The organism is Pseudomonas moraviensis, assembly GCF_900105805.1.
GTDB classification, from domain to species: domain Bacteria; phylum Pseudomonadota; class Gammaproteobacteria; order Pseudomonadales; family Pseudomonadaceae; genus Aquipseudomonas; species Aquipseudomonas moraviensis_A.
Genome location: NZ_LT629788.1, coordinates 943623 through 964437, shown reverse-complemented (window position 1 = coordinate 964437; position 20815 = coordinate 943623). Strand labels below are relative to the sequence as shown.

At 58.4% G+C, this 20815-nt stretch carries 19 protein-coding genes and 4 tRNA genes; 6 read left to right on the top strand and 17 right to left on the bottom strand.

Features of this window, described 5'->3' with window-relative positions:
- Positions 1-130 precede the first annotated feature (130 nt).
- Both BLU71_RS04675 and BLU71_RS04670 read left to right on the top strand, forming a co-directional pair.
- Positions 131-1261, top strand: a complete 1131-nt coding sequence (locus BLU71_RS04675; RefSeq protein WP_064363664.1) for a nitrilase-related carbon-nitrogen hydrolase — start codon at positions 131-133, stop codon at positions 1259-1261.
- A gap of 3 nt (positions 1262-1264) precedes the next feature.
- Positions 1265-2305, top strand: coding sequence for an AraC family transcriptional regulator (locus BLU71_RS04670; RefSeq protein WP_065615997.1), 1041 nt, complete (start codon positions 1265-1267; stop codon positions 2303-2305).
- A 382-nt stretch (positions 2306-2687) separates the two neighbouring features.
- On the opposite strand, the gene BLU71_RS04665 is transcribed toward BLU71_RS04670, so the two are convergent.
- The 11 genes from BLU71_RS04665 to BLU71_RS04615 form a co-directional block, all read right to left on the bottom strand.
- A complete protein-coding gene (locus BLU71_RS04665) occupies positions 2688-3554 on the bottom strand; it encodes a DUF2242 domain-containing protein (protein ID WP_083352425.1) in 867 nt (288 codons plus the stop codon).
- Between the two features lie 383 nt (positions 3555-3937).
- On the bottom strand, positions 3938-5809 hold the full coding sequence (locus tag BLU71_RS04660) for a SurA N-terminal domain-containing protein (RefSeq protein WP_065615995.1): 1872 nt from the start codon (positions 5807-5809) through the stop codon (positions 3938-3940).
- A gap of 227 nt (positions 5810-6036) precedes the next feature.
- Positions 6037-6309: an HU family DNA-binding protein gene (locus BLU71_RS04655; RefSeq protein ID WP_003183171.1), complete on the bottom strand. Its 273-nt coding sequence runs from the start codon at positions 6307-6309 to the stop codon at positions 6037-6039.
- Positions 6310-6458: 149 nt separating this feature from the next.
- Positions 6459-8855 (bottom strand): endopeptidase La, encoded by a 2397-nt coding sequence (gene lon / locus BLU71_RS04650; protein WP_016775334.1) that lies wholly within the window; start codon positions 8853-8855, stop codon positions 6459-6461.
- Between the two features lie 163 nt (positions 8856-9018).
- Positions 9019-10302 carry an ATP-dependent Clp protease ATP-binding subunit ClpX gene (gene clpX / locus BLU71_RS04645; RefSeq protein ID WP_007951558.1) on the bottom strand — a complete coding sequence of 428 codons (1284 nt, stop codon included), beginning with the start codon at positions 10300-10302 and terminating at the stop codon, positions 9019-9021.
- Positions 10303-10414: 112 nt separating this feature from the next.
- Complete coding sequence (gene clpP, locus BLU71_RS04640) at positions 10415-11050, bottom strand: ATP-dependent Clp endopeptidase proteolytic subunit ClpP (protein WP_016775336.1); 636 nt, start codon at positions 11048-11050, stop codon at positions 10415-10417.
- 92 nt (positions 11051-11142) lie between these two features.
- Complete coding sequence (gene tig / locus BLU71_RS04635; protein ID WP_083352424.1) at positions 11143-12453, bottom strand: trigger factor; 1311 nt, start codon at positions 12451-12453, stop codon at positions 11143-11145.
- 400 nt (positions 12454-12853) lie between these two features.
- Positions 12854-12929: transfer RNA gene (locus tag BLU71_RS04630), tRNA-His, on the bottom strand.
- A gap of 77 nt (positions 12930-13006) precedes the next feature.
- A tRNA-Leu gene (locus tag BLU71_RS04625) sits at positions 13007-13091 on the bottom strand.
- A gap of 57 nt (positions 13092-13148) precedes the next feature.
- A tRNA-His gene (locus BLU71_RS04620) sits at positions 13149-13224 on the bottom strand.
- A gap of 32 nt (positions 13225-13256) precedes the next feature.
- Positions 13257-13333, bottom strand: a tRNA-Arg gene (locus BLU71_RS04615).
- A 275-nt stretch (positions 13334-13608) separates the two neighbouring features.
- Between BLU71_RS04615 and folD the strand changes: the two genes are divergently transcribed.
- Together folD and pbpG are read left to right on the top strand one after the other, a co-directional pair.
- Positions 13609-14463, top strand: coding sequence for a bifunctional methylenetetrahydrofolate dehydrogenase/methenyltetrahydrofolate cyclohydrolase FolD (gene folD / locus BLU71_RS04610; RefSeq protein WP_039763375.1), 855 nt, complete (start codon positions 13609-13611; stop codon positions 14461-14463).
- Positions 14464-14694: 231 nt separating this feature from the next.
- On the top strand, positions 14695-15633 hold the full coding sequence (gene pbpG, locus BLU71_RS04605; protein WP_064363669.1) for a D-alanyl-D-alanine endopeptidase: 939 nt from the start codon (positions 14695-14697) through the stop codon (positions 15631-15633).
- A gap of 58 nt (positions 15634-15691) precedes the next feature.
- Here the strand turns inward: pbpG and BLU71_RS04600 are convergent, their stop codons facing one another.
- The 3 genes from BLU71_RS04600 to BLU71_RS04590 form a co-directional block, all read right to left on the bottom strand.
- Entirely contained in the window at positions 15692-15898 is a 207-nt protein-coding gene (locus BLU71_RS04600) for a hypothetical protein (protein ID WP_042609164.1), read from the bottom strand.
- A gap of 12 nt (positions 15899-15910) precedes the next feature.
- Entirely contained in the window at positions 15911-16117 is a 207-nt protein-coding gene (locus tag BLU71_RS04595; protein WP_042609163.1) for a DUF6021 family protein, read from the bottom strand.
- A 90-nt stretch (positions 16118-16207) separates the two neighbouring features.
- A complete protein-coding gene (locus BLU71_RS04590) occupies positions 16208-16879 on the bottom strand; it encodes a peptidase C39 family protein (RefSeq protein WP_083352423.1) in 672 nt (223 codons plus the stop codon).
- Positions 16880-17113: 234 nt separating this feature from the next.
- Here BLU71_RS04590 and BLU71_RS27445 point away from each other — a divergent pair, with 234 nt between their 5' ends.
- The gene (locus tag BLU71_RS27445) at positions 17114-17281 is read left to right on the top strand and encodes a hypothetical protein (RefSeq protein WP_165839200.1); all 168 of its coding nucleotides are present in this window, start codon (positions 17114-17116) and stop codon (positions 17279-17281) included.
- A 245-nt stretch (positions 17282-17526) separates the two neighbouring features.
- On the opposite strand, the gene BLU71_RS04585 is transcribed toward BLU71_RS27445, so the two are convergent.
- A complete protein-coding gene (locus BLU71_RS04585; protein ID WP_042609161.1) occupies positions 17527-18276 on the bottom strand; it encodes a TerC family protein in 750 nt (249 codons plus the stop codon).
- 29 nt (positions 18277-18305) lie between these two features.
- Positions 18306-18548 carry a hypothetical protein gene (locus BLU71_RS04580; RefSeq protein ID WP_064363671.1) on the bottom strand — a complete coding sequence of 81 codons (243 nt, stop codon included), beginning with the start codon at positions 18546-18548 and terminating at the stop codon, positions 18306-18308.
- Positions 18549-18681: 133 nt separating this feature from the next.
- Between BLU71_RS04580 and nhaR the strand changes: the two genes are divergently transcribed.
- Complete coding sequence (gene nhaR / locus BLU71_RS04575) at positions 18682-19581, top strand: transcriptional activator NhaR (RefSeq protein WP_042609159.1); 900 nt, start codon at positions 18682-18684, stop codon at positions 19579-19581.
- Here the strand turns inward: nhaR and BLU71_RS04570 are convergent.
- Positions 19576-20733 (bottom strand): MFS transporter, encoded by a 1158-nt coding sequence (locus tag BLU71_RS04570; RefSeq protein WP_042609158.1) that lies wholly within the window; start codon positions 20731-20733, stop codon positions 19576-19578. The genes nhaR and BLU71_RS04570 overlap by 6 nt on opposite strands.
- Positions 20734-20815 lie beyond the last annotated feature (82 nt).

Here is a 20815-nt window from a genome sequence, read left to right as displayed (position 1 = left end):
AGGCGCACCGCTCTCACTCAATGACCGTAACTGACAAGTTATTGATCCAAATGCGCAGGGCCCCTTGGCAATCCGGGCCATGGGCCCTAACCTAGGCGCCACACTCTGTACCCGGCTGTTGTTGGTTTTCATGCGCAAACTTCTGTATCTGTTTTTCTCCATGGCCCTCGTTGCCGCTTTGACCACCTACGCCATGTGGGCGGCGGACCGGCCGGCGGGCCATTACCTGTCGGATCTGCGCATCAAGCTTGCTGTCGATCAGGGCACACCCGCCGATCGCGGCAACCTCCTGGGCATTCAGCCCGAACTGTTTCCCACCGATTATCAAAGCTCCGCACGCCTGCACCGCAAGCTCGCGGCTTATCTTCAGCAAGCCCGCGATCAAGGCTTGCTCAATGAGAAAACCGTGGTGGTCTTGCCCGAGCATGTCGGCACCTGGCTGATGATCAGCGGCGAGAAAGACGAGCTGTACCAGGCGCCGACCCTGGCTGAGGCGATGAACTGGCTGGCGGCGAGCAATCCGTTGCTGTTCGCCCGCGCCTGGCTGAGTGCAAAGGGCGAGCAACGTCTGGACGACGCGCACCTGCGGATGAAATCGAAGGCCATGGCCAAGGATTATCAGGCGCTGTTCGGGGGCCTGGCCAAGGAGTTTCAGGTCACACTGGTGGCCGGCTCCATCGTGCTGCCGGAGCCAAGCATTCGCGACGGTCAGCTCAAGCCCGGTAGCGGCGCCCTGTTCAACAGCAGCGTGGTCTTCGGCCGCGACGGCGTGCCGCTGGGCCAGCCGCAACGGCAGATGCACCCGATCTTCGATCAGCAAGGCGTGATCAAGGCCGAGGACAAACACGCCATCCAGGTCGTCGACACACCGGCCGGACGCTTGGGCATCCTGATCGGCAGTGACAGCTGGTATCCCGCCAACTACCGCACCCTCGATGAACAAGGCGCGCAACTGGTGGCCGTACCAGCGCAGGTCATTGGCCAGGGTGCCTGGGACAAACCGTGGCGGGGCTACAAAGGTTCGAGCACGCCAGGGTCGGTCAGCCTCAAGCCCGGCGACCTCAGTGAAGGCCAGGCCTGGCATCGACTGACCCTCACCGCACAACCGCCGAGCAGCCGCGCGATTGCCGGCGTCAGTGTGTTCATGCGCGGGCAGTTCTGGGACAAGCCGAGCACCGGCAGGAGCTTTCTCAGCAGCAACGGCCAGCAGTTCGCCGATGGCGAAACCCGTGGCGCGCGTTTGCTGAACGTCTGGCTGTAAATCATGAAGCCGCAGCCGATGCGTCTCGGGGATCTGTCGGTAGGCTTCGTGCACAGCCTGGCTGATGCCGTGCGCAGCCACGACGCCGACCCGCTGCCGTTATTGGAGCAATACGGCCTCGATGCTGCGCGACTGGCCGAGGCAGGAGCGCGTTTATCAATCCCGCGCTACATGCGCCTTGGCCATGCCGCCATCCAGCTGACGGGCGACCCGGCCCTGGGCCTGCGCATGGGCCGGATGATCCGCTTGAATCAGGCAGGTCTGGCCGGCATCACCGCTGCGCAGGCGCCCACCGTACGCGAAGCGGCCCGCTGCCTGACCCGCTTTGAACCGCTTTACGGTTCCAATTACCGCGGCCAATCCAGTTTCCATGAAGACGCCAATGGCGCCTGGCTGCGTTTCTACTCGATCAGCCCGTACAACGCCTATAACCGCTTCGTGGTCGATTCGATCCTCGCCGGCTGGCTGCACCAATTGTCGGGGCTTTGCGGCCAATCGTTGCGCGCCGAAAGGATCGAAATCGAGTTCGAAGCGCCGGACTACCGCGACGCGTACACCGCGCTCGGCGACTGCCCGATCCAGTTCAGCGCCGAACGCAATCAATTGCGCCTGAGCTTGAGCAGCCTCGCCCTGCGCAACCCCGAGCATTGTCCGAGCACCTGGCGACATCTACTGCAACTGTGTGAGCGGGAACTGGAGCAATTGACCCGCACCCGCAGCCTGCGCGAGCGCATCACCCAATTGCTCGGCCCGCTGCTCAATGGCGGCCGCGAACCGGACCTTGAAGAAGTCGCCGCACGCTTGAAACTGCCCACCTGGACCCTGCGCCGCAAGCTTACCGAAGAAGGCACGCAGTTCCGCGCAATCCTCAACGACACACGCCGCGACCTGGCGATGACCTATATCCGCGACACCGAACTGGCGTTCGGCGAAATCGCCTACCTGCTGGGCTTCGCCTCAGCAGAAGCTTTCCAGCGCGCATTCAAACGCTGGAGCGGCCAGACGCCCGGCGAATCCCGACGCAATTATCGCTCGGGAGCCTGAAGCTCAGAGCTCCGTCGCATCGTCAGCCGGCTCTGGTTGATCCAGTTCAAAGGCCTGGTATTCGAGCAGTTCTTCCTGATACTCATCCATCGTATAAATCCCCCAAACCGCTCGCTGTGAAATGGCTGATCAATCGACCTGTGCCCCGAGCATAAAGTGCCCGTGTGAAGGAAAAGTGAAACGCGACCTTCATGAATAAAACGTAGCAGGTGATTGGAGATTTATCGCGGCGATGGTGTGGCAGCTATGTAACGAGATCTTAAGCCACCCCAAAACAATGTAGGAGTGAGCCTGCTCGCGATAGCGGTGTATCAGTCATTGATGAAGTGACTGATAAACCGTCATCGCGAGCAGGCTCACTCCTACAGTTTGAAATGCGGGGTTATTGGCCCGACGCAGGCATCGCCGGGATCGGCTCGGACGGCGGTGGAATATCCGGGTTGGTCGGTGGCGTGATGGTTTCGCTGGCCGGCGCTGGCTCTTGCGCGGGCGCCGGTGCAGGCGTGATCGGCGTCGACTCAGCTGGCGGCACCACTGGCTCGGAGCTCACTGGCGCGGTTTCAACCGGGGCCGGAGCCGGTTCCGCAGCTGGCGCAGGCGCAGGCGCCGGTTCCGCTGCAGGTGCTGGCACCAATGGCGCAGCAGCGGGTGCAGGCGTCGCCTTGGGCTCTGGCACGCCGAGATCGGTTTTCGGTTTTTCTTCGATGTGCGCAGCCTTCTTCGCATCGGCGGGGAGGAACTGCTCCACCAGGGTGAAGAAACGCTCGTAGAACTTCTGCGCAGTGACCGTCTCGCTGGCGACCTTGACCATCGAGTCGTCTGAAGAACCGATCGGCATCGATACCGAGCCCAACACGCCAACACCGAGGCTGGCCGAGTTGTTGGTCTTCTTCAGCGCGTAACGGTCCTGCAGGGCGTTGGCGAACACCGTAGCGTGATGCCCGGCGCTGCCGTCTTCGGCACAGACCACGTTGAAGCTGATCTCCAGGTGCGTCTCGCCGGTCTGCTGGAAACTCTTGTGACCGCTGACCAGCTTCGGATCACTGCTGGTAATGATGTAGCCCTGACTGAGCAACGCACGCCGCGCCGCTTCGCAACTGGCGGTATCGGTCACCGGGTAATTGCGCGAAAAGGTGCCGGAGTCATCGAAGTTCTCATGCTCATAGATCGGCTTGTCCTTCGAACAACCGGCCACCGCAGTCAACAAAAGCGCCAGCCCGACAACACGCATGGGAGTGGAAATCAACATTGAACATCCTGAGGGAAAACAGTCCGGGGCGTATTGTGCAACAGATCGCCGCCCCATGGCGCATGGAATAGTGTCAAGAATCGGTTACAACTCTACCGGTCATGGCCGCAGGGAAAAAGCCGCGCCGACAAATGATCTGCCAGCGCGCGCAATCCGCCGTGGCCCGGCGACTCGACGGCCACACTACCCAGAACTGTCGCGCATGCCGGGGACAGTGTACATCTGAAGAAACAGGTCGACCGCCAAGCCGCCTTCGCGAGCAGGCTCGCTCCCACAGAACCAACCCCCCGAGCGCACGACCGGCCCAAAACCCGCCAGGCCCAAAAACGAAAAAGCCCCGACCAACCAGGTCGGGGCTTCCTCAATCCACCTCAGGCAAAAGATCAGAACCGCTCGATCTTCGCCTCAGCTTCCAACTGCTTGCGATAAGCCGCAAAGTCCTGCTGCCCCTCACGGGAAGCGAGGAAACGACGATATTGCGCCTTCTCCTCATCCGTCGGCGCAGCCGCTTCATTGACGCCATTCAGACGCACGATCATCAGACTACCGTCCGGCAACGTAACGCTGGTGAACGTCGGCTTGTCCTTGGCAGCCGGTTTCGGCATCCGGAACAACGCCTGCAGCACAGCCGGATCAACCCCTTCCTGACCACGGGTGGCCGCTTCAGTGGTTTTCCAGTTCTGACCGTCAACCGCCTTGTCCAGCGGCGCCTTGCCGTCACGCAGATCAGCAATCAGCTTCTCGGCACGGGTCTTGGCCTCGGCACTGGCGTGCTCCTTGGTCAACTGAGTGCGGATCGCCGCGCTCACGCTTTCCAGGGGCAATTGCGCAGGCTTCAGGTGTTCCTTGGCACGCAGCACGATCACCGTTTCCGGGTCCAGTTCGATGGCGGTGCTGTTGGCACCTTCATCAATCACTTCGGGGCTGAACGCGGCAGTGACCACGGCACGGTTGGCCGCAACACCTTCGCCACCTTCACGGCCAAACGGCTTGGAGGTGTGTACGGTCAGTTTCAGGTCCGCTGCTGGCTGGGCCAGGTCAGAGGCTTCGAACGCCGAGTCTTCCAGCTGCTTGGTCGCCTCAACGAAACGCTGCTCGACCTGAGCGGCTTTCAGCTCGCGGGTCAGCTTGTCTTTCAAGCTAGCGAGGGTCGGCACTTCAGGCGCTTCCACGCCCAGCAGCTTGATCAGGTGGAAACCGAAATCAGTACGGATCGGCTCCGACACCTGGTCTTTCGACAAGGAGTACAGGGCTTTTTCGAAAGCCGGGTCGTAAACGCCAGGACCGGCATAACCGAGGTCACCACCATTGTTGGCAGAACCCGGATCCTGCGAGAACTCCTTGGCCAGTGCTTCGAACTTCTCGCCCTTGGCCAGACGCGCCTGGACTTCCTCGATCTTCGCTTTGGCCTGCGCTTCGGTGGTCTTGTCGTTCACTTCAATGAGGATGTGAGCGGCACGACGCTGTTCCGAAAGGTTGGCGATTTCTTTCTGATACGCCGCCTCAAGGTCTTCATCCTTGACCGCGACCTGATCGAAGAACGACGACTTCTTCAGCTCGACGTAATCGATGATCACCTGATCCGGCGTCATGAATTCCTTGGCGTGCTCGTCGTAGTAAGCCTTGACCTCGTCGTCGGTCAGCTTGACCGCAGCCGGGTCGGCCTTGACGTTCAGAGTAGCGAAATCGCGGGTCTGTTTTTCCAGACGGGCGAATGCCAGCACTTCGGCGTCGGTGACGAAACCGCTGCCGGCAACGCCTGCGCGCAACTGGCCGATCAGCATTTCCTGAGCCAGCATCTGGCGGAACTGCATGCGGCTGTAACCCAGTTGGCGGATTACCTGGTCGAAACGCTCGGAGCTGAACTTGCCATCGACCTGGAATTCAGGCGTCTGCAGGATCACCTGATCCAGCGCGGCTTCGGAGAAAGAGAACTTCGCCTGTTCGGCGCCTTGCAGCAGCAGCTTGCGGTCGATCAGACCTTTGAGAGCCGATTCGCGCAGCATTTTTTCGTCGAGCAAGGAAGCATCGAAGTCCTTGCCCAGCTGTTGCATCAGCTGACGCCGTTGCATGTCAACGGCCTGGCTCAGCTCGTTCTGGCTGATTTCGTCACCGTTGACCTTGGCCGCCTCGTTCTTGTGAGTCGTGGCCTGGAAAATGGCGTCGAAACCGGTCAGGGCCATCAGTGCAACGATGACCCCGATAATGGTCTTGGCAATCCAGCCTTGTGAATTGTCCCTGATATTCTGCAGCATGCGTCCCCCAGAAACGGTTGAACTTCAATTTAGGCAACCGTGGAGCGTGGGTAGAATCCGGATAGAAGAAAGGCGCATCCGAGGATGCGCCTTCTCGTAACTGGCGGAGCGGACAGGGCTCGAACCCTCGATCCCGGCGTTACAGGTGCCTGTTCCAGCCACCTGCTCTACCGCTCCGCTGCCAAGTCAGGCTTGACCCCGACCCGGATGGGTAAAAACCTGAAAACTCAGTTAACAGCTTCTTTCAGTGCTTTACCGGCTTTGAAACCTGGCTTCTTGGCAGCCGGGATTTCCAGAGTCTTGCCGGTTTGCGGGTTGCGACCGGTACGAGCCGGACGGTCAGTCACGGAGAAAGTACCGAAACCAACCAGAACAACGGAGTCGCCAGCCTTCAGAGCGCCAGTGACGGATTCGATTACAGCGTCCAGCGCACGGCCAGCAGCAGCTTTCGGGATATCAGCGGATGCAGCGATAGCATCAATCAGTTCCGACTTGTTCACTCTAAGTCCCCTTATATCTATTTTGAGATGTTTCTAAGTTTTTTGGTGAAAGCAAAAACGAGTGCTGAATGGCCTACAGACACTTAAGAGCCGCTTTATAACAAGGGCTCTAAAAAGCTGTCAAGGAAAGCCCCCCAGGCTAAAACGTATTAATGCGTGCTAATTCTTTCCTTGGCATCAGACTCGCGTTTTTCGTCCTTGGCAACTATCTCTGGAGCCACATCCGGCAAGGGCTCCGGCGCGTATTGCAGCGCAATTTGCAGGACCTCGTCAATCCATTTAACCGGTTTGATCTGCAGATCCTGCTTGATATTGTCAGGAATCTCCTTCAGATCGCGGACGTTTTCTTCCGGAATAATCACAATCTTGATTCCGCCGCGATGCGCCGCCAGCAGTTTTTCTTTCAGGCCGCCAATCGCCAGCACCTGCCCACGCAAGGTGATCTCACCGGTCATGGCGACGTCGGCGCGCACCGGAATACCGGTCAATGCCGAGACCAGCGCCGTGCACATACCGACGCCAGCGCTAGGACCGTCTTTCGGCGTCGCCCCTTCCGGCATGTGAATGTGGGTGTCGCGCTTCTCGTGGAAGTCCAGTGGAATGCCCAAGCTCTTGGCGCGGCTGCGGACCACGGTCTGCGCGGCAGTGATCGATTCGACCATTACATCACCGAGCGAACCGGTCTTGATCAGCTGGCCTTTGCCCGGAATCACAGCGGCTTCGATCGTCAGCAATTCGCCGCCAACCTGAGTCCATGCCAGGCCAGTCACCTGCCCCACCTGATCCTGTTGCTCGGCCAAACCGTAGCGGAATTTACGCACGCCCAGGAAGTGCTCAAGCAGATCAGCTGTCACTTTTACCGAGAAACGTTTTTCCAGCGCATGCTCTTTGACCGCCTTGCGGCAGACCTTGGCAATCTGCCGCTCAAGGCCACGCACGCCCGCTTCACGAGTGTAGTAACGGATGATGTCGCGGATCGCTTCCTCGTCGAACTCCAGCTCGCCCTTCTTCAGACCATTGGCGGCGATCTGTTTTGGCGACAGGTATTTCACGGCGATGTTGATCTTCTCGTCTTCGGTGTAACCCGGCAGACGGATGACTTCCATCCGGTCCAGCAGCGCTGGCGGGATGTTCATCGAGTTCGAGGTGCACAGGAACATCACATCGGACAGGTCGTAGTCGACTTCCAGATAGTGATCGTTGAAGTTGTGGTTTTGCTCGGGATCAAGCACTTCCAGCAACGCAGACGCCGGGTCGCCACGCATGTCGCTGCCCATCTTGTCGATTTCATCGAGCAGGAACAGCGGGTTACGAACGCCCACTTTTGTCATTTTTTGAATCAATCTTCCCGGCATCGAACCGATGTAGGTCCGGCGATGGCCACGAATTTCCGCTTCATCACGCACACCGCCCAGGGCCATGCGCACGAATTTGCGATTGGTGGCGTGGGCAATCGACTCCGCCAGCGAGGTTTTACCCACACCTGGAGGACCGACCAGGCACAACACCGGGCCACGGATTTTCTTCACGCGCTTTTGCACGGCGAGGTATTCAAGGATGCGTTCCTTGACCTCTTCAAGACCGTAGTGATCGGCGTCGAGAATGTCTTCTGCACGGGCCAGATCGAGGCGTACCTTGCTCTGCGCCTTCCACGGCACCTGCACCAGCCAGTCGATGTACGAGCGCACCACGGTGGCTTCAGCCGACATCGGCGACATTTGCTTGAGCTTGTTCAGCTCGGCGGTGGCTTTGGCCAGTGCGTCTTTCGGCAGGCCGGCAGCATCGATGCGCTTTTTCAGCTCTTCGATTTCGTTGTGGCCTTCGTCACCATCGCCGAGCTCTTTCTGAATGGCCTTCATCTGCTCATTCAGGTAGTACTCGCGCTGGCTGCGCTCCATTTGCTTTTTGACGCGACCGCGAATGCGTTTCTCAACCTGCAGCAGGTCGATTTCGGCGTCCAGCAGCGCCAGCACGTGCTCGACACGGGCCGACAGATCGATGATCTCGAGGATTTCCTGCTTCTGCTCGATTTTCAGCGCCATGTGCGCGGCCATGGTGTCGACCAGGCGACCCGGCTCATCGATGCTGTTGAGGGATGACAGGACTTCAGCCGGGACCTTCTTGCCCAGCTGCACATATTGTTCGAACTGCGACAGCAACGTGCGCACGAAGACTTCCGACTCGCGCTCGGCGGCATCGACTTCTTCGATCAAAGAGACTTCGGCGCGGCAGTGGCCATCGACTTCGCTGAAGCGTTCGACGGTACCACGCTGCTCGCCTTCGACCAGAACCTTGACCGTGCCATCAGGCAGTTTCAGCAGCTGCAGAACGGTAGCAATCGTACCTACGCGATAGAGAGCGTCTTCACCGGGATCATCGTCAGCCGGGTTTCGCTGGGCCAGCAGCAGAATCTGCTTGTCACCCGTCATCGCGGCCTCGAGGGCTTCGATGGATTTCTCGCGCCCCACGAACAGCGGGATAACCATGTGCGGATAAACCACGACATCACGCAATGGCAGGAGAGGCAATTCGATGGTTGTCTTCATGATTTCGCCTCTACGGCGGCCATATGGCCGTAATCAGATGGAATTGAGCTTGAAACCAAGATGGGGGCTGCCTCGAAAAAAAACAAGCGTAAAGCGGAGGTAAAAAACGACTTAAAAAAAAAGAGGCCCGAAGGCCCCTTCTTTGTTGCGGCGCGGTGGACGCTTACGCGTCCGGCGCTGCCTTGGCCGCCGGCTCACTGTTTTCGTAGATATACAGTGGCTTGGACTTGCCTTCGATCACGCTTTCATCGATCACGACCTTGCTCACCTCGGACTGCGAGGGGATCTCATACATCGTGTCGAGCAGCACACCTTCGAGAATCGAACGCAGGCCACGAGCACCGGTTTTACGTTCCAGGGCACGCTTGGCGACCGATTTCAGCGCGTCGGAACGGAATTCCAGGTCCACGCCTTCCATCTCGAACAGCTTGGCATACTGTTTGGTCAGAGCATTTTTCGGCTCGGTGAGGATCTGCATCAGCGCAGCCTCGTCGAGCTCGTCCAGTGTCGCCAGGACAGGCAAACGACCGACGAATTCCGGGATCAGACCGAACTTGACCAGATCGTCAGGCTCGACTTCACGCAGGGATTCACCGACTTTCTTGCCTTCTTCCTTGCTGCGCACTTCGGCGTTAAAGCCGATGCCGCCTTTGGTGGAACGGTTCTGAATGACCTTTTCCAGGCCTGAGAACGCACCACCGCAGATGAACAGGATGTTACGGGTGTCGACCTGCAGGAACTCCTGCTGCGGATGCTTGCGGCCACCTTGCGGCGGTACCGAGGCGACCGTGCCTTCGATCAACTTGAGCAAGGCCTGCTGCACGCCTTCACCGGAAACATCACGGGTGATCGACGGGTTGTCGGACTTGCGGGAAATCTTGTCGATTTCGTCGATGTAGACAATACCCATCTGGGCTTTCTCTACGTCGTAATCGCACTTCTGCAGCAGCTTCTGAATGATGTTCTCGACATCTTCACCCACGTAACCGGCCTCGGTGAGGGTGGTTGCGTCGGCGATGGTGAACGGAACGTTCAGCAAGCGGGCCAGCGTTTCGGCCAGCAGGGTTTTACCAGAGCCTGTCGGGCCGATCAGCAGGATGTTGCTCTTGCCGAGTTCGACGTCGTCAGCCTTTTTGTCACGCTGGTTCAGGCGCTTGTAGTGGTTGTACACCGCTACGGCCAAAACCTTTTTCGCACGCTCCTGACCAATGACGTACTGGTCAAGGATGCCGCTGATTTCTTTAGGCGAAGGCAATTTATGCGCGCTGCTTTCGGCCTGTGCTTCCTGCACCTCCTCGCGGATGATGTCATTGCACAGGTCGACGCACTCGTCGCAGATAAAGACCGAGGGGCCGGCAATCAATTTGCGCACTTCATGCTGGCTTTTGCCACAGAAGGAGCAATAGAGCAGCTTGCCGTTGTCCTCGCCGTTGCGGGTGTCAGTCATTCGTTCGATCCAAATCCGATAGGCTTGCAACACAAGATGAAGGCTATTGCGGGCTTTTTCAAGCCCGCCGCTGATCGGACATGCCGATCAGGCCTGTTTTGCGCTGCTTATATTAAGCTGGACGCTGGTTGATCACTTCATCGATCAGGCCGTATTCCTTCGCAGCTTCGGCACTCATGAAGTTGTCGCGATTGGTGTCGCGCTCGATTTCTTCCAGAGTACGGCCGCTGTGCTTGGCCATCAGCATGTTCAGACGCTCGCGGATGAAGAGGATTTCCTTGGCGTGGATTTCGATGTCCGACGCCTGGCCCTGGAAACCACCCAGTGGCTGGTGAATCATCACGCGCGAGTTCGGCAGGCAGAAACGCTTGCCCGGAGCACCTGCGGTGAGCAGGAATGCGCCCATGCTGCAGGCCTGACCGATGCAGGTGGTCGATACGTTCGGCTTGATGAACTGCATGGTGTCGTAGATCGACATGCCTGCAGTCACCGAACCGCCCGGCGAGTTGATGTACAGATGGATGTCCTTGTCCGGGTTTTCCGCTTCAAGGAACAGCAGTTGCGCACAGATCAGGTTGGCCATGTAGTCCTCTACCGGGCCCACCAGAAAGATCACTCGCTCCTTGAGCAGGCGCGAGTAGATGTCGTAGGCGCGTTCGCCACGAGCGGACTGCTCGACAACCATCGGGACCAGGCCGCCGGCGGCCTGGATATCAGAGTTCTGCTGAATATAAGAATTACGGAACATGCTCTGCAGTCGCTCCCAAATAGTTATGTCTTGAATACGCATAAGCCAGCTCGAGAGCTGGCTTATGGTGTGCACTTCTAACGCAAAATCAATCAGTCGGCTGCTGGAGCTTCTACCGGCTTGACTGCTTCTTCGTAGGAGACCGATTTGTCGGTCACACTAGCTTTCTGCAGAACAGTATCCACAACTTGTTCTTCCAGCACAACCGAACGCACTTCGTTCAGTTGCTGCTCGTTTTTGTAGTACCACGACACGACCTGCTCTGGCTCCTGGTAAGCGGAAGCCATTTCCTGAATCATTTCGCGAACGCGAGCTTCGTCAGGCTTCAGATCGAACTGCTTGACCACTTCAGCGACGATCAGGCCCAGCACGACGCGACGCTTGGCTTGCTCTTCGAACAGCTCGGCCGGCAGTTGGTCTGGCTTGATGTTGCCACCGAACTGCTGAACAGCCTGCACGCGCAGACGGTCAACTTCGTTGGACAGCAGGGCCTTTGGCACTTCGATCGGGTTGGTGGCCAGCAGACCGTCCATGACCTGATTCTTGACCTTGGACTTGATCGCCTGACGCAGTTCACGCTCCATGTTCTTGCGAACTTCGGTGCGGAAACCGTCGATGCCGCTTTCCTTGATGCCGAATTGAGCGAAGAACTCTTCGTTCAGCTCAGGCAGCTTAGGCTCGGACACAGTGTTGACGGTCACGGTGAACTCGGCCGCTTTGCCAGCGAGGTCGAGGTTCTGATAGTCCTCAGGGAAGGCCAGATTCAGAACGCGCTCTTCACCAGCTTTAGCGCCGACCAGGCCTTCTTCGAAGCCCGGGATCATGCGGCCGGAACCCAGTACCAGCTGAGTGCCCTTGGCGGAACCGCCAGCGAACACTTCGCCGTCGACCTTGCCAACGAAATCGATGTTCAACTGATCTTCGTTCTGGGCGGCACGATCGGCCACTTCAAAACGGGTGTTCTGCTTGCGCAGGATGTCCAGCATCTTGTCCAGGTCAGCGTCAGCCACTTCAGCGCTCAGGCGCTCAACGGTGATGCCTTCGAAACCGGCAACGGTGAACTCAGGGAACACTTCGAATACGGCCACGTATTCCAGGTCCTTGCCCGCTTCGAGGGATTTTGGCTCGATCGAAGGCGAACCGGCTGGGTTCAGCTTCTGCTCGACCACAGCTTCGTAGAACGAAGACTGGATCACGTCGCCTACCGCTTCCTGGCGCGCGTCAGCACCGAAACGGCGCTTGATTTCGCTCATTGGCACTTTGCCTGGACGGAAGCCAGCAATTTTGGCCTTTTGGGCAGTCTGCTGCAGACGCTTGTTGACCTGAGTCTCGATGCGCTCTGCCGGCACGGTGACGCTCATGCGGCGCTCGAGAGCAGTAGTATTTTCAACAGAAACTTGCATGGATATTCCTCGTTGCACAGACGTTAGCCGGCCGTTTCCGACCCCAGAATCAAGGGCATGCATTCTAGTGGGTCAAACTCAAGAAGTCACCCTACTGGAAACGGGTAAAAAAACAGCAGGCAATTTATAGGGAGCGCCGCACGAATGCCGCGCACTCCACAGGCGAATACAAGCGATCACTTCAGGGCTCTGCATCAACCCTTCTATATATAGAAGGACAATCAATTGGCCCTGACAGCTATACCGGCAATGACCGGAACAGCGAGCAGCTCAGCCCCATCGGAACCTGTAAATTCGATGAAGTGCCCTGCCCTGCGACCTGAATCCGGCCATAACCGGATTTCAGAACCACTAAAACAAAAAAGGCGCCAGACTGTTAAATCTGGCGCCTTTCGAAATATGGGGTGGACGATGGGGATCGAACCCACGACAACGGGAGTCACAATCCCGTGCTCTACCAACTGAGCTACGCCCACCATATTGCGTAACAAAAAAGCCAAACAACTTCTTTGTCGAAACCTCATCAGGCCCGAAGCACAAATGAAGCTTTATTTGGTGCGGATGAAGAGACTCGAACTCTTACGCCTCGCGGCGCTGGAACCTAAATCCAGTGTGTCTACCAATTCCACCACATCCGCGGATGAAGCTTTTAAAGCAAAGGCGCCAGACCGTTAAATCTGGCGCCTTTCGAAATATGGGGTGGACGATGGGGATCGAACCCACGACAACGGGAGTCACAATCCCGTGCTCTACCAACTGAGCTACGCCCACCATATCGCGTTACTTGTGCCAAAGCTGCCTAATGGCGCACCCGGCAGGACTCGAACCTGCGACCATCCGCTTAGAAGGCGGATGCTCTATCCAGCTGAGCTACGGGCGCCTTGTTAATCTGTACTCTTAAAGGACTACAAACTAAGTGCTTTCCAGTGTCGCAGAACCTTGATTCCGCTTCACCTTCTTAACCAGTGCTAGGCTGTGCCCGACAAGTGCGACGAATAGTATAGAGGGCTCCAAAGGTCGTCAAATCCTTTTTGAAAAAAATTCATTTAATTAAAGGAGTTAGAGGAATTTGCTGACCAAGCGCCTTTGCCCTCACCGCTCGACATGCGAGAATGCGTTCTCATTTTTTCCCCTCTCGATGGTTAATCACGCGCAATGACTGCACAACTAATCGACGGCAAATCGATCGCCGCCAGCCTGCGCCAGCAGATCGCCCAACGAGTTGCCGAGCGTCGCCAGCAAGGCCTGCGCACCCCCGGCCTCGCGGTGATCCTGGTCGGCAGCGATCCTGCCTCTCAGGTTTATGTCTCGCACAAGCGTAAAGACTGTGAAGAGGTTGGCTTCCTCTCTCAAGCCTACGACCTGCCCTCCGACACCACTCAGGACGCCCTGACCGATCTGATCGATCGTCTCAATGACGACCCGGCCATCGACGGCGTTCTCTTGCAACTGCCTCTGCCCGAGCACCTCGATGCGTCCAAATTGCTGGAGCGCATCCGCCCGGACAAAGACGTCGACGGTTTCCACCCCTACAACGTCGGTCGTCTGGCCCAGCGCATTCCGCTGCTGCGCCCGTGCACCCCGAAAGGCATCATGACCCTGCTCGAAAGCACCGGTGCTGACCTTTATGGGATGGACGCCGTGGTCGTCGGCGCCTCCAATATTGTCGGTCGCCCGATGGCCATGGAACTGCTGCTGGCCGGCTGCACCGTCACCGTGACCCATCGCTTCACCAAGGATCTGGCCGGTCACGTCGGCCGAGCCGATCTGGTGGTCGTTGCCGCCGGCAAGCCGGGCCTGGTCAAGGGCGAGTGGATCAAGGAAGGCGCGATCGTCATCGACGTCGGCATCAACCGTCAGGACGACGGCAAGCTGGTCGGTGACGTCGTCTACGAAACCGCCCTGCCCCGCGCCGGCTGGATCACCCCGGTACCGGGTGGCGTCGGCCCGATGACTCGCGCCTGCCTGCTGGAAAACACCCTGTACGCGGCAGAAACCCTGCACGCCTGACCGGTTTTTTTCCACCGTATCGGAACCCCGCCTTGTGCGGGGTTTTTCATGCCTGAGAAAAAACTTCAACCGTTCGCCGGAAACCGCTCTTTTTACAGGCCTTTTCACGAGATTTTCAGGTCTCTCAAACAACCATCGACAGTTCTTCAGCCATACTCCTAAAATGCGCCGGTTTTAAGAAATAACCCGTTACAAACTAACGGAATATCCAACCCTTATGAGTTCGCCCGCGTGAAAATTCGTCTCTCGATTCTGAGCCTGTTTTTTGCTTTCACAGGCACATTCATCACGCCAACGATCAACGCTGCGGAAACCACCGCTGTCCCGCGCGACGCCTCGACCCTGAAGATCGCGTCCGGCAGCGCCCTGCTCATGGATATGCAGACCAATAAAGTCATTTATTCCAGCAACCCTGACGTGATCGTGCCGATCGCCTCTGTCAGCAAGCTGATGACTGGCCTGGTGGTGGTAGAAGCTCGACAGAACATGGACGAATGGATCGATGTCGATATCAGGAACACGCCGGAAATGAAGGGTGTGTTCTCCCGGGTCAAACTCAAGAGTGAGCTGCCGCGCCGCGAGATGCTGCTGATCGCTTTGATGTCTTCGGAAAACCGTGCTGCCGCCAGCCTTGCGCATCACTACCCGGGCGGCTATGCAGCTTTTATTGCGGCGATGAACGCCAAGGCCAAGGCGCTGGGCATGACCAGCACACACTTCGTCGAGCCGACCGGCCTGTCGGAACGCAACGTTTCCACTGCCCGCGACCTGAGCAAATTGCTGGTGGCTGCGCACAAGCAGCCGTTACTCGTGCAGTTGACCACCACCAAGGAAAAAACCGTGGCGTTCCGCAAGCCCAACTACACCCTGGGCTTTCGCAATACCGATCATCTGGTCAACAAGGCCGATTGGGACATCAAGATCACCAAGACCGGCTTCACCAATCCGGCCGGCCATTGCCTGGTGCTGGTGACGAAGATGGGCAATCGCCCGGTCGCCCTGGTGATTCTCGATGCGTTTGGCAAGTACACGCATTTTGCCGATGCCAGCCGTATCCGCAGCTGGGTGGAAACCGGGCGCAGCGCGAATGTTCCTGCGGTAGCCCAGCAATACAAGGCCGACAAAAACCTAAAGAGTCGTCAGAGTGGCGTGGTCGAAGCGGCAAAGTAGATCCCGCGAACATGAAAAAGCCCCGAGTCTTCGGGGCTTTTTTTCGCCTGCTGCTTTTTCAGTCGTTGGGCAGCGGCATCTTGTCGTCATCGGGGATGCCATCGCCCGAGCTCGGCTCTGGCGAAACGTCGGGCGTCAGCACATTGGGCCGCGCCAGTGGATCGCGCATCGGACTGCCCGGATCCAGCACCGGATCAACGTCTGGCTCTGGCGTGGTCGGGACGCTGTCAGGTTTGTGATCGTCGAAGCTTGAATCGGTACTCATACGCACCTCGCATCAAGGTTTCAGATCGGCCATCGGATCGTAGGGCTTGGCCGGTTTCTTCGGATCTTCACCAGGCTCGACATCCAGCGGCGCCTTGGCCGGACCGACCGGATCGACTTGCGGATCGTCAAGGTCCGGCGAATCCGGATCGAATCCCAGATCATCACCCGAGGAGTGATCGGACGAATGCGGGCCTTTCGGGGTTGAGGAATCTGCCATGTTGCCTCCTTGATTCACCCGCGAAGCACGGGTACTGATCTTCAGAGGCCTGCCGGGCGCAGTCGTGCCCGGCAGATGACGAACGGAGCCTTACTGCGCCGCCAGAGCTTTTCTCGCTTGCGCCGCGGCGTTTTCTTCACCAGCCTGCGCCAGCTCATCGGCGGCTTTCAACCAACGGGCACGGTCTACAGCGGCGGGGATCTGCGACGGCTTCTGGATCAGAATCGCCCAGCCACCGGATTTGTCGAACGCCGACTCGAAGCTGTCAAAATCCATCAATTGCCGACGATTCATGCCAGCGCGCAACAGCACCTTCTGCTTATTGCGGTCGTAGCCGGAGAGGATCGCGTAACGCGGTTCAGCCCAAAAGGCCGAACCCTCGCTGAAGCGCACCATCACCGGATAACCTGCCGCAACCTGAGTCAACAAGGCTGGCAGCTTGCTGTCTAGCGGATAGACCACCAGGCCATATTCGCGGGCGAGGTTCTGCATGTTTTGCTGCAGCTTGTCTTCAGCGCCCGGCAAGCTCAGCGGTTTTTCCAGAAGTCCCGGAGTGATCACGATGCCTTGTTGCGACAGCAGACTGGCCAGCACCTGTGGTCCGCTCTGATTGGCTTCGCCGCGATAAAAAGTGCCGCTGAGCTCAACCCGCTCGGGCAAGCGCTTGACTTCCGGCACCACATTGCCTGCGCATCCGCTCAGCGCCGCCACGCAGGCGCCGATCAGCAACGCCCCACGCATTCGAGAAAATACCTGCACCATCTTCACTCTCTTCACAGACGCCGGCGTCGTGTTCCGGCAACGCCAGCGATCATAGAGCCGCACCTGTTCGCGGTATAGCCTTAAACCGCAGACACCGCGATTACATAGAGCAAAGTGATTGGTCACTAACGACCTTTGGTCAATAGCTTGAAACACCCCATTGACTAGACTGTCACTGAAGTAGAGCGAATTGCGAAAAGCGAGCGCCCGACGCAGGGCGAAGAGGAGGCACCAATGAGCCTGACCATGACCATCGTGATGTTGATAGCCGGCTGGCTGGCCGTGGCGACTGCCATGTTGTGGGGCGTGTTGCGGATTTCCCGGCGGCATCATCACCCGGTGCAGACGCCAACGGTTGAGAAGACAGAGAAGCATTCCGTACGGCACGTTGCTGCGCACTGAAGATCAAGAGCCCCTCACCCTAGCCCTCTCCCGGAGGGAGAGGGAACTGACCGGGTTGTTCTTTTAAATTACGCCGACCTGAATCATCGAGCCGAACACAGGATTTGAAGAGCCCCTCACCCCAGCCCTCTCCCTCGGGAGAGGGCTGGGGTGAGGGGGCTCGCTCTCAAACACAACGCCAATATCAAAGCGAAAAAAAACCGCCTGGACTCAACCAGCCCAAGCGGTTTTTGTGTTGTCAGCCATTACGCCTGCTGAGCAACCTTCTTCTGCTTCGCCCGGCGCGACATCATGTTCAACACCTCGATACCGGCCGAGAACGCCATGGCCGCATACACATAACCTTTCGGTACATGGGCGCCGAAGCCTTCGGCGATCAGCGTCATGCCGATCATGATCAGGAAGCCCAGCGCCAGCATGACCACGGTCGGGTTGTCGTTGATGAACTTGGCCAGAGGATCAGCCGCGAGCAGCATCACCAGTACCGACACCACCACCGCGATGATCATGATCGGCAAGTGTTCGGTCATGCCGACAGCGGTAATGATGCTGTCGATCGAGAACACCATATCCAGCATGAGGATCTGGCCGATGGCCGCGGCGAAGCCCAGGGTCACGGTCGACGTCGCGGTCTTTGGATCTTCCGGCGCCGGGTCCATGCTGTGATGGATCTCGGTCGTGGCTTTCCAGACCAGGAACAGGCCACCGGCGATGAGGATCATGTCCTTCCAGGAGAACGCATGGCCGAGGATTTCGATCACCGGCTCGGTCAACTGAACGATGAAGGCGATGGTGCTCAACAGTGCCAGACGCAGGATCAGGGCCATGCCGATACCGATACGGCGCGCCTTTTGCCGGTGCTGCTCGGGCAATTTGTTGGTGAGGATCGAGATAAAGATCAGGTTATCGATGCCGAGCACGATTTCCATCACCACCAATGTGGCCAAAGCAACCCAGGCGGTCGGGCTGGCGGCGAGTTCTAACAGATATTCCATGGGTCAGTCCTGACTCTGTGTAAGACGGTTCAGATGGTCTTGGAGGAAGATTCGGATTCTTCCGTTTGTTTTTCCGGCGTTTCTTTTTTCTGGATCAAGCCACCGGTGGCATCGCTGAGCGCTTGCTCGGCGGCCTTGTGGGTATCGTCGATCGCTTGCTTGGCGGTCTCGGCCGCAGCGCCCATCAATTGCTGCGCGCTTTTTTCCGCCTGATCACAACCGGCCAGAACCAGTAAAGACGCAAACATCACTGCGGGAAATGTGTATTTCATAAGGTTTCCTTCGAATGAACAGACAGGCGCACACACCGGCCGTCGATGGCTGGGCATTCTAGGGAGATGAACAGTTCAGGAAAATTCGTATTTTTAGCGGCTATACTTCGGTTTTCACGAAGTGGCGATCGATATGCTCAACTACCGACAACTGCATTACTTCTGGGTCGTGGCTAAAACCGGCAGCATCGTCCGCGCCTGCGAGCAGCTCAATCTGACGCCGCAGACCATCAGCGGGCAGATTTCCCTGCTCGAACAAACCTATAACGTGGAACTGTTTCGTCGCGTTGGCCGGCAGCTGGAGCTCACCGAAGCCGGGCGCCAGGCCCTGCCCTACGCCGAGCAGATGTTTCAGTTGGGCGGCGAGCTGGAGCTGATGCTGCGCGCGCAACCCAACGAGCAGCAGATCCTGTTCCGGGTTGGCGTCGCCGATGTGGTGCCAAAATCCATTGTCTATCGCCTGATCGCACCGACCATGGAGCTGAGCGAGCCGCTGCGCATCACCTGTCGCGAGGACAAACTCGAACGCCTGCTCGCGGATCTGGCCATTCAACGTCTGGATCTGGTGATTTCCGACAGCCCGATGCCCTCGCATCTGGACATCAAGGGCTACAGCCAGAAGCTCGGTGAATGCGGTATCAGTTTTTTCGCCACCGCCGAACTCGCCGCACAGTATGGCCAGGACTTCCCGCGCAGCCTGCACGGCGCGCCGCTGTTGATTCCCGGAGCCGAAACCGTGGTGCGCAGCCGCTTGCAGCGCTGGTTCGCCGAACAGCAGATCCAGCCGCAGATAGTCGGCGAGTTCGATGACAGTGCTTTGATGCAGGCCTTCGGCCAATCCGGCAGCGGGATCTTTATCGGCCCGAGCGTTATTGCCGAGGAAGTGAAGCGTCAGTACGGCGTCGAACTGATTGGCCAGACCGATGCGGTGAGCGAGTCGTTCTACGCCATTTCGGTGGAGCGCAAGGTCAAGCACCCTGGCATCGTTGCGATTACCGAGGGTGCCCGACGCGAGCTGTTTACCGGATTATGAAGCGCAGGCTTCACGCGGCTTCAGCGTCATCAGCACCATGGCGAGGAACACCGACAGCAGGATGAAGCCGGCAGCGGCAAAGCCGAGAAAGCCCAGACCGGCACTGTCGATCACCCGACCGCCGACCATCGCGCCCAGGCCGATACCGAGATTGGCCCCGGCGATGTTCAGCGATGCGGCAAACGCAGGCGCTTGCGGCGCGGCTTTCATCAGGCGCACATGGCTGACCAGGAACAGCGCCGCCTGGGTTACGCCCCAGATGCCCATCGCCACTGCCAGGCCAACGGGCGAATGAATGTTCGGCACCAGCGAGACCATGCCAGCGATCATGAACGCGCAGAACAACACCGACGCTCCCAGCGGATGCCGATCCACCGCACGTCCACCGAGCGAGTTACCAATCAGCCCCACCGCGCCAAAGGCCATCAGGCACCAGCCGACTACGGTGCCGTTGAACCCGGCAAGGCGCTCGAGGATGTCGGCGAGGTAGGTGTAGGCGGTAAACATGCCGCTGAACACCAGAATCGACAACACGATATGGCCGATCATCAACGGACTGCGCAGGATCTTGAATTGCGAACGGAAGCTGACCTGATGCTGGTGCAGACTGGTTTTCGGCAGGTAGACAAACAGCAGCAAGGCTTTGGCAAACGCGATCAGCGCGAGAATGCCGAATGCGCTGCGCCAGCCGAACGCGTCGGAAATCAGCGTGCCGACCGGAATGCCGAACACCGTGGCGCAGACAATACCGAAGCCGATCTTGGCAATCGCCCGACCGGCGAAATCCGGGCCGACGATGTCCACCGCCGTCTCGCTGGCCAGCGCCCAGAACACCGGCAAGCCCAGCGCCGGAATCAAGCGCGCGATGGCCATCACCCAGATGTTCGGCGCCAAAGCTGCAACTGTGTTGGCCAGGCCGAACATGATCAGGATGCTGATGAACAGTCTGCGCCGTTCGAAACGGGCGAAATAAGCGGTCAGGAACGGGCCGAACAGCGCCACGGTAAAGGCGAACAACGTCACCAACAGCCCGGCTTGCGGGATGGTGACTTCGAGGTCTCGGGCTATCGCCGGCAGCAGGCCGACAATGACGAATTCCGTGGTCAGCACCGTGAACCCGGCGGCGGACAACAGAAGAATAGGCAACAGCATGCGCAACTCCAGCAAAACGACGACGCCAGCGATGACCCGGAGGCCCGCTGGCAGAACTAGAAAATGAGGATGGCGAATCTTA

Excerpts from the sequence above, each read along its gene's own strand:
- BLU71_RS04675 (WP_064363664.1), top strand. The coding sequence starts at position 131 with ATGCGCAAACTTCTGTATCTGTTTTTCTCCATGGCCCTCGTTGCCGCT.
- BLU71_RS04670 (WP_065615997.1), top strand. The coding sequence starts at position 1,265 with ATGAAGCCGCAGCCGATGCGTCTCGGGGATCTGTCGGTAGGCTTCGTG.
- BLU71_RS04665 (WP_083352425.1), bottom strand. The coding sequence starts at position 3,554 with ATGTTGATTTCCACTCCCATGCGTGTTGTCGGGCTGGCGCTTTTGTTG.
- BLU71_RS04660 (WP_065615995.1), bottom strand. The coding sequence starts at position 5,809 with ATGCTGCAGAATATCAGGGACAATTCACAAGGCTGGATTGCCAAGACC.
- lon (WP_016775334.1), bottom strand. The coding sequence starts at position 8,855 with ATGAAGACAACCATCGAATTGCCTCTCCTGCCATTGCGTGATGTCGTG.
- clpX (WP_007951558.1), bottom strand. The coding sequence starts at position 10,302 with ATGACTGACACCCGCAACGGCGAGGACAACGGCAAGCTGCTCTATTGC.
- clpP (WP_016775336.1), bottom strand. The coding sequence starts at position 11,050 with ATGTTCCGTAATTCTTATATTCAGCAGAACTCTGATATCCAGGCCGCC.
- tig (WP_083352424.1), bottom strand. The coding sequence starts at position 12,453 with ATGCAAGTTTCTGTTGAAAATACTACTGCTCTCGAGCGCCGCATGAGC.
- folD (WP_039763375.1), top strand. The coding sequence starts at position 13,609 with ATGACTGCACAACTAATCGACGGCAAATCGATCGCCGCCAGCCTGCGC.
- BLU71_RS04600 (WP_042609164.1), bottom strand. The coding sequence starts at position 15,898 with ATGAGTACCGATTCAAGCTTCGACGATCACAAACCTGACAGCGTCCCG.
- BLU71_RS04595 (WP_042609163.1), bottom strand. The coding sequence starts at position 16,117 with ATGGCAGATTCCTCAACCCCGAAAGGCCCGCATTCGTCCGATCACTCC.
- BLU71_RS04590 (WP_083352423.1), bottom strand. The coding sequence starts at position 16,879 with ATGGTGCAGGTATTTTCTCGAATGCGTGGGGCGTTGCTGATCGGCGCC.
- BLU71_RS27445 (WP_165839200.1), top strand. The coding sequence starts at position 17,114 with ATGAGCCTGACCATGACCATCGTGATGTTGATAGCCGGCTGGCTGGCC.
- BLU71_RS04585 (WP_042609161.1), bottom strand. The coding sequence starts at position 18,276 with ATGGAATATCTGTTAGAACTCGCCGCCAGCCCGACCGCCTGGGTTGCT.
- BLU71_RS04580 (WP_064363671.1), bottom strand. The coding sequence starts at position 18,548 with ATGAAATACACATTTCCCGCAGTGATGTTTGCGTCTTTACTGGTTCTG.
- nhaR (WP_042609159.1), top strand. The coding sequence starts at position 18,682 with ATGCTCAACTACCGACAACTGCATTACTTCTGGGTCGTGGCTAAAACC.
- BLU71_RS04570 (WP_042609158.1), bottom strand. The coding sequence starts at position 20,733 with ATGCTGTTGCCTATTCTTCTGTTGTCCGCCGCCGGGTTCACGGTGCTG.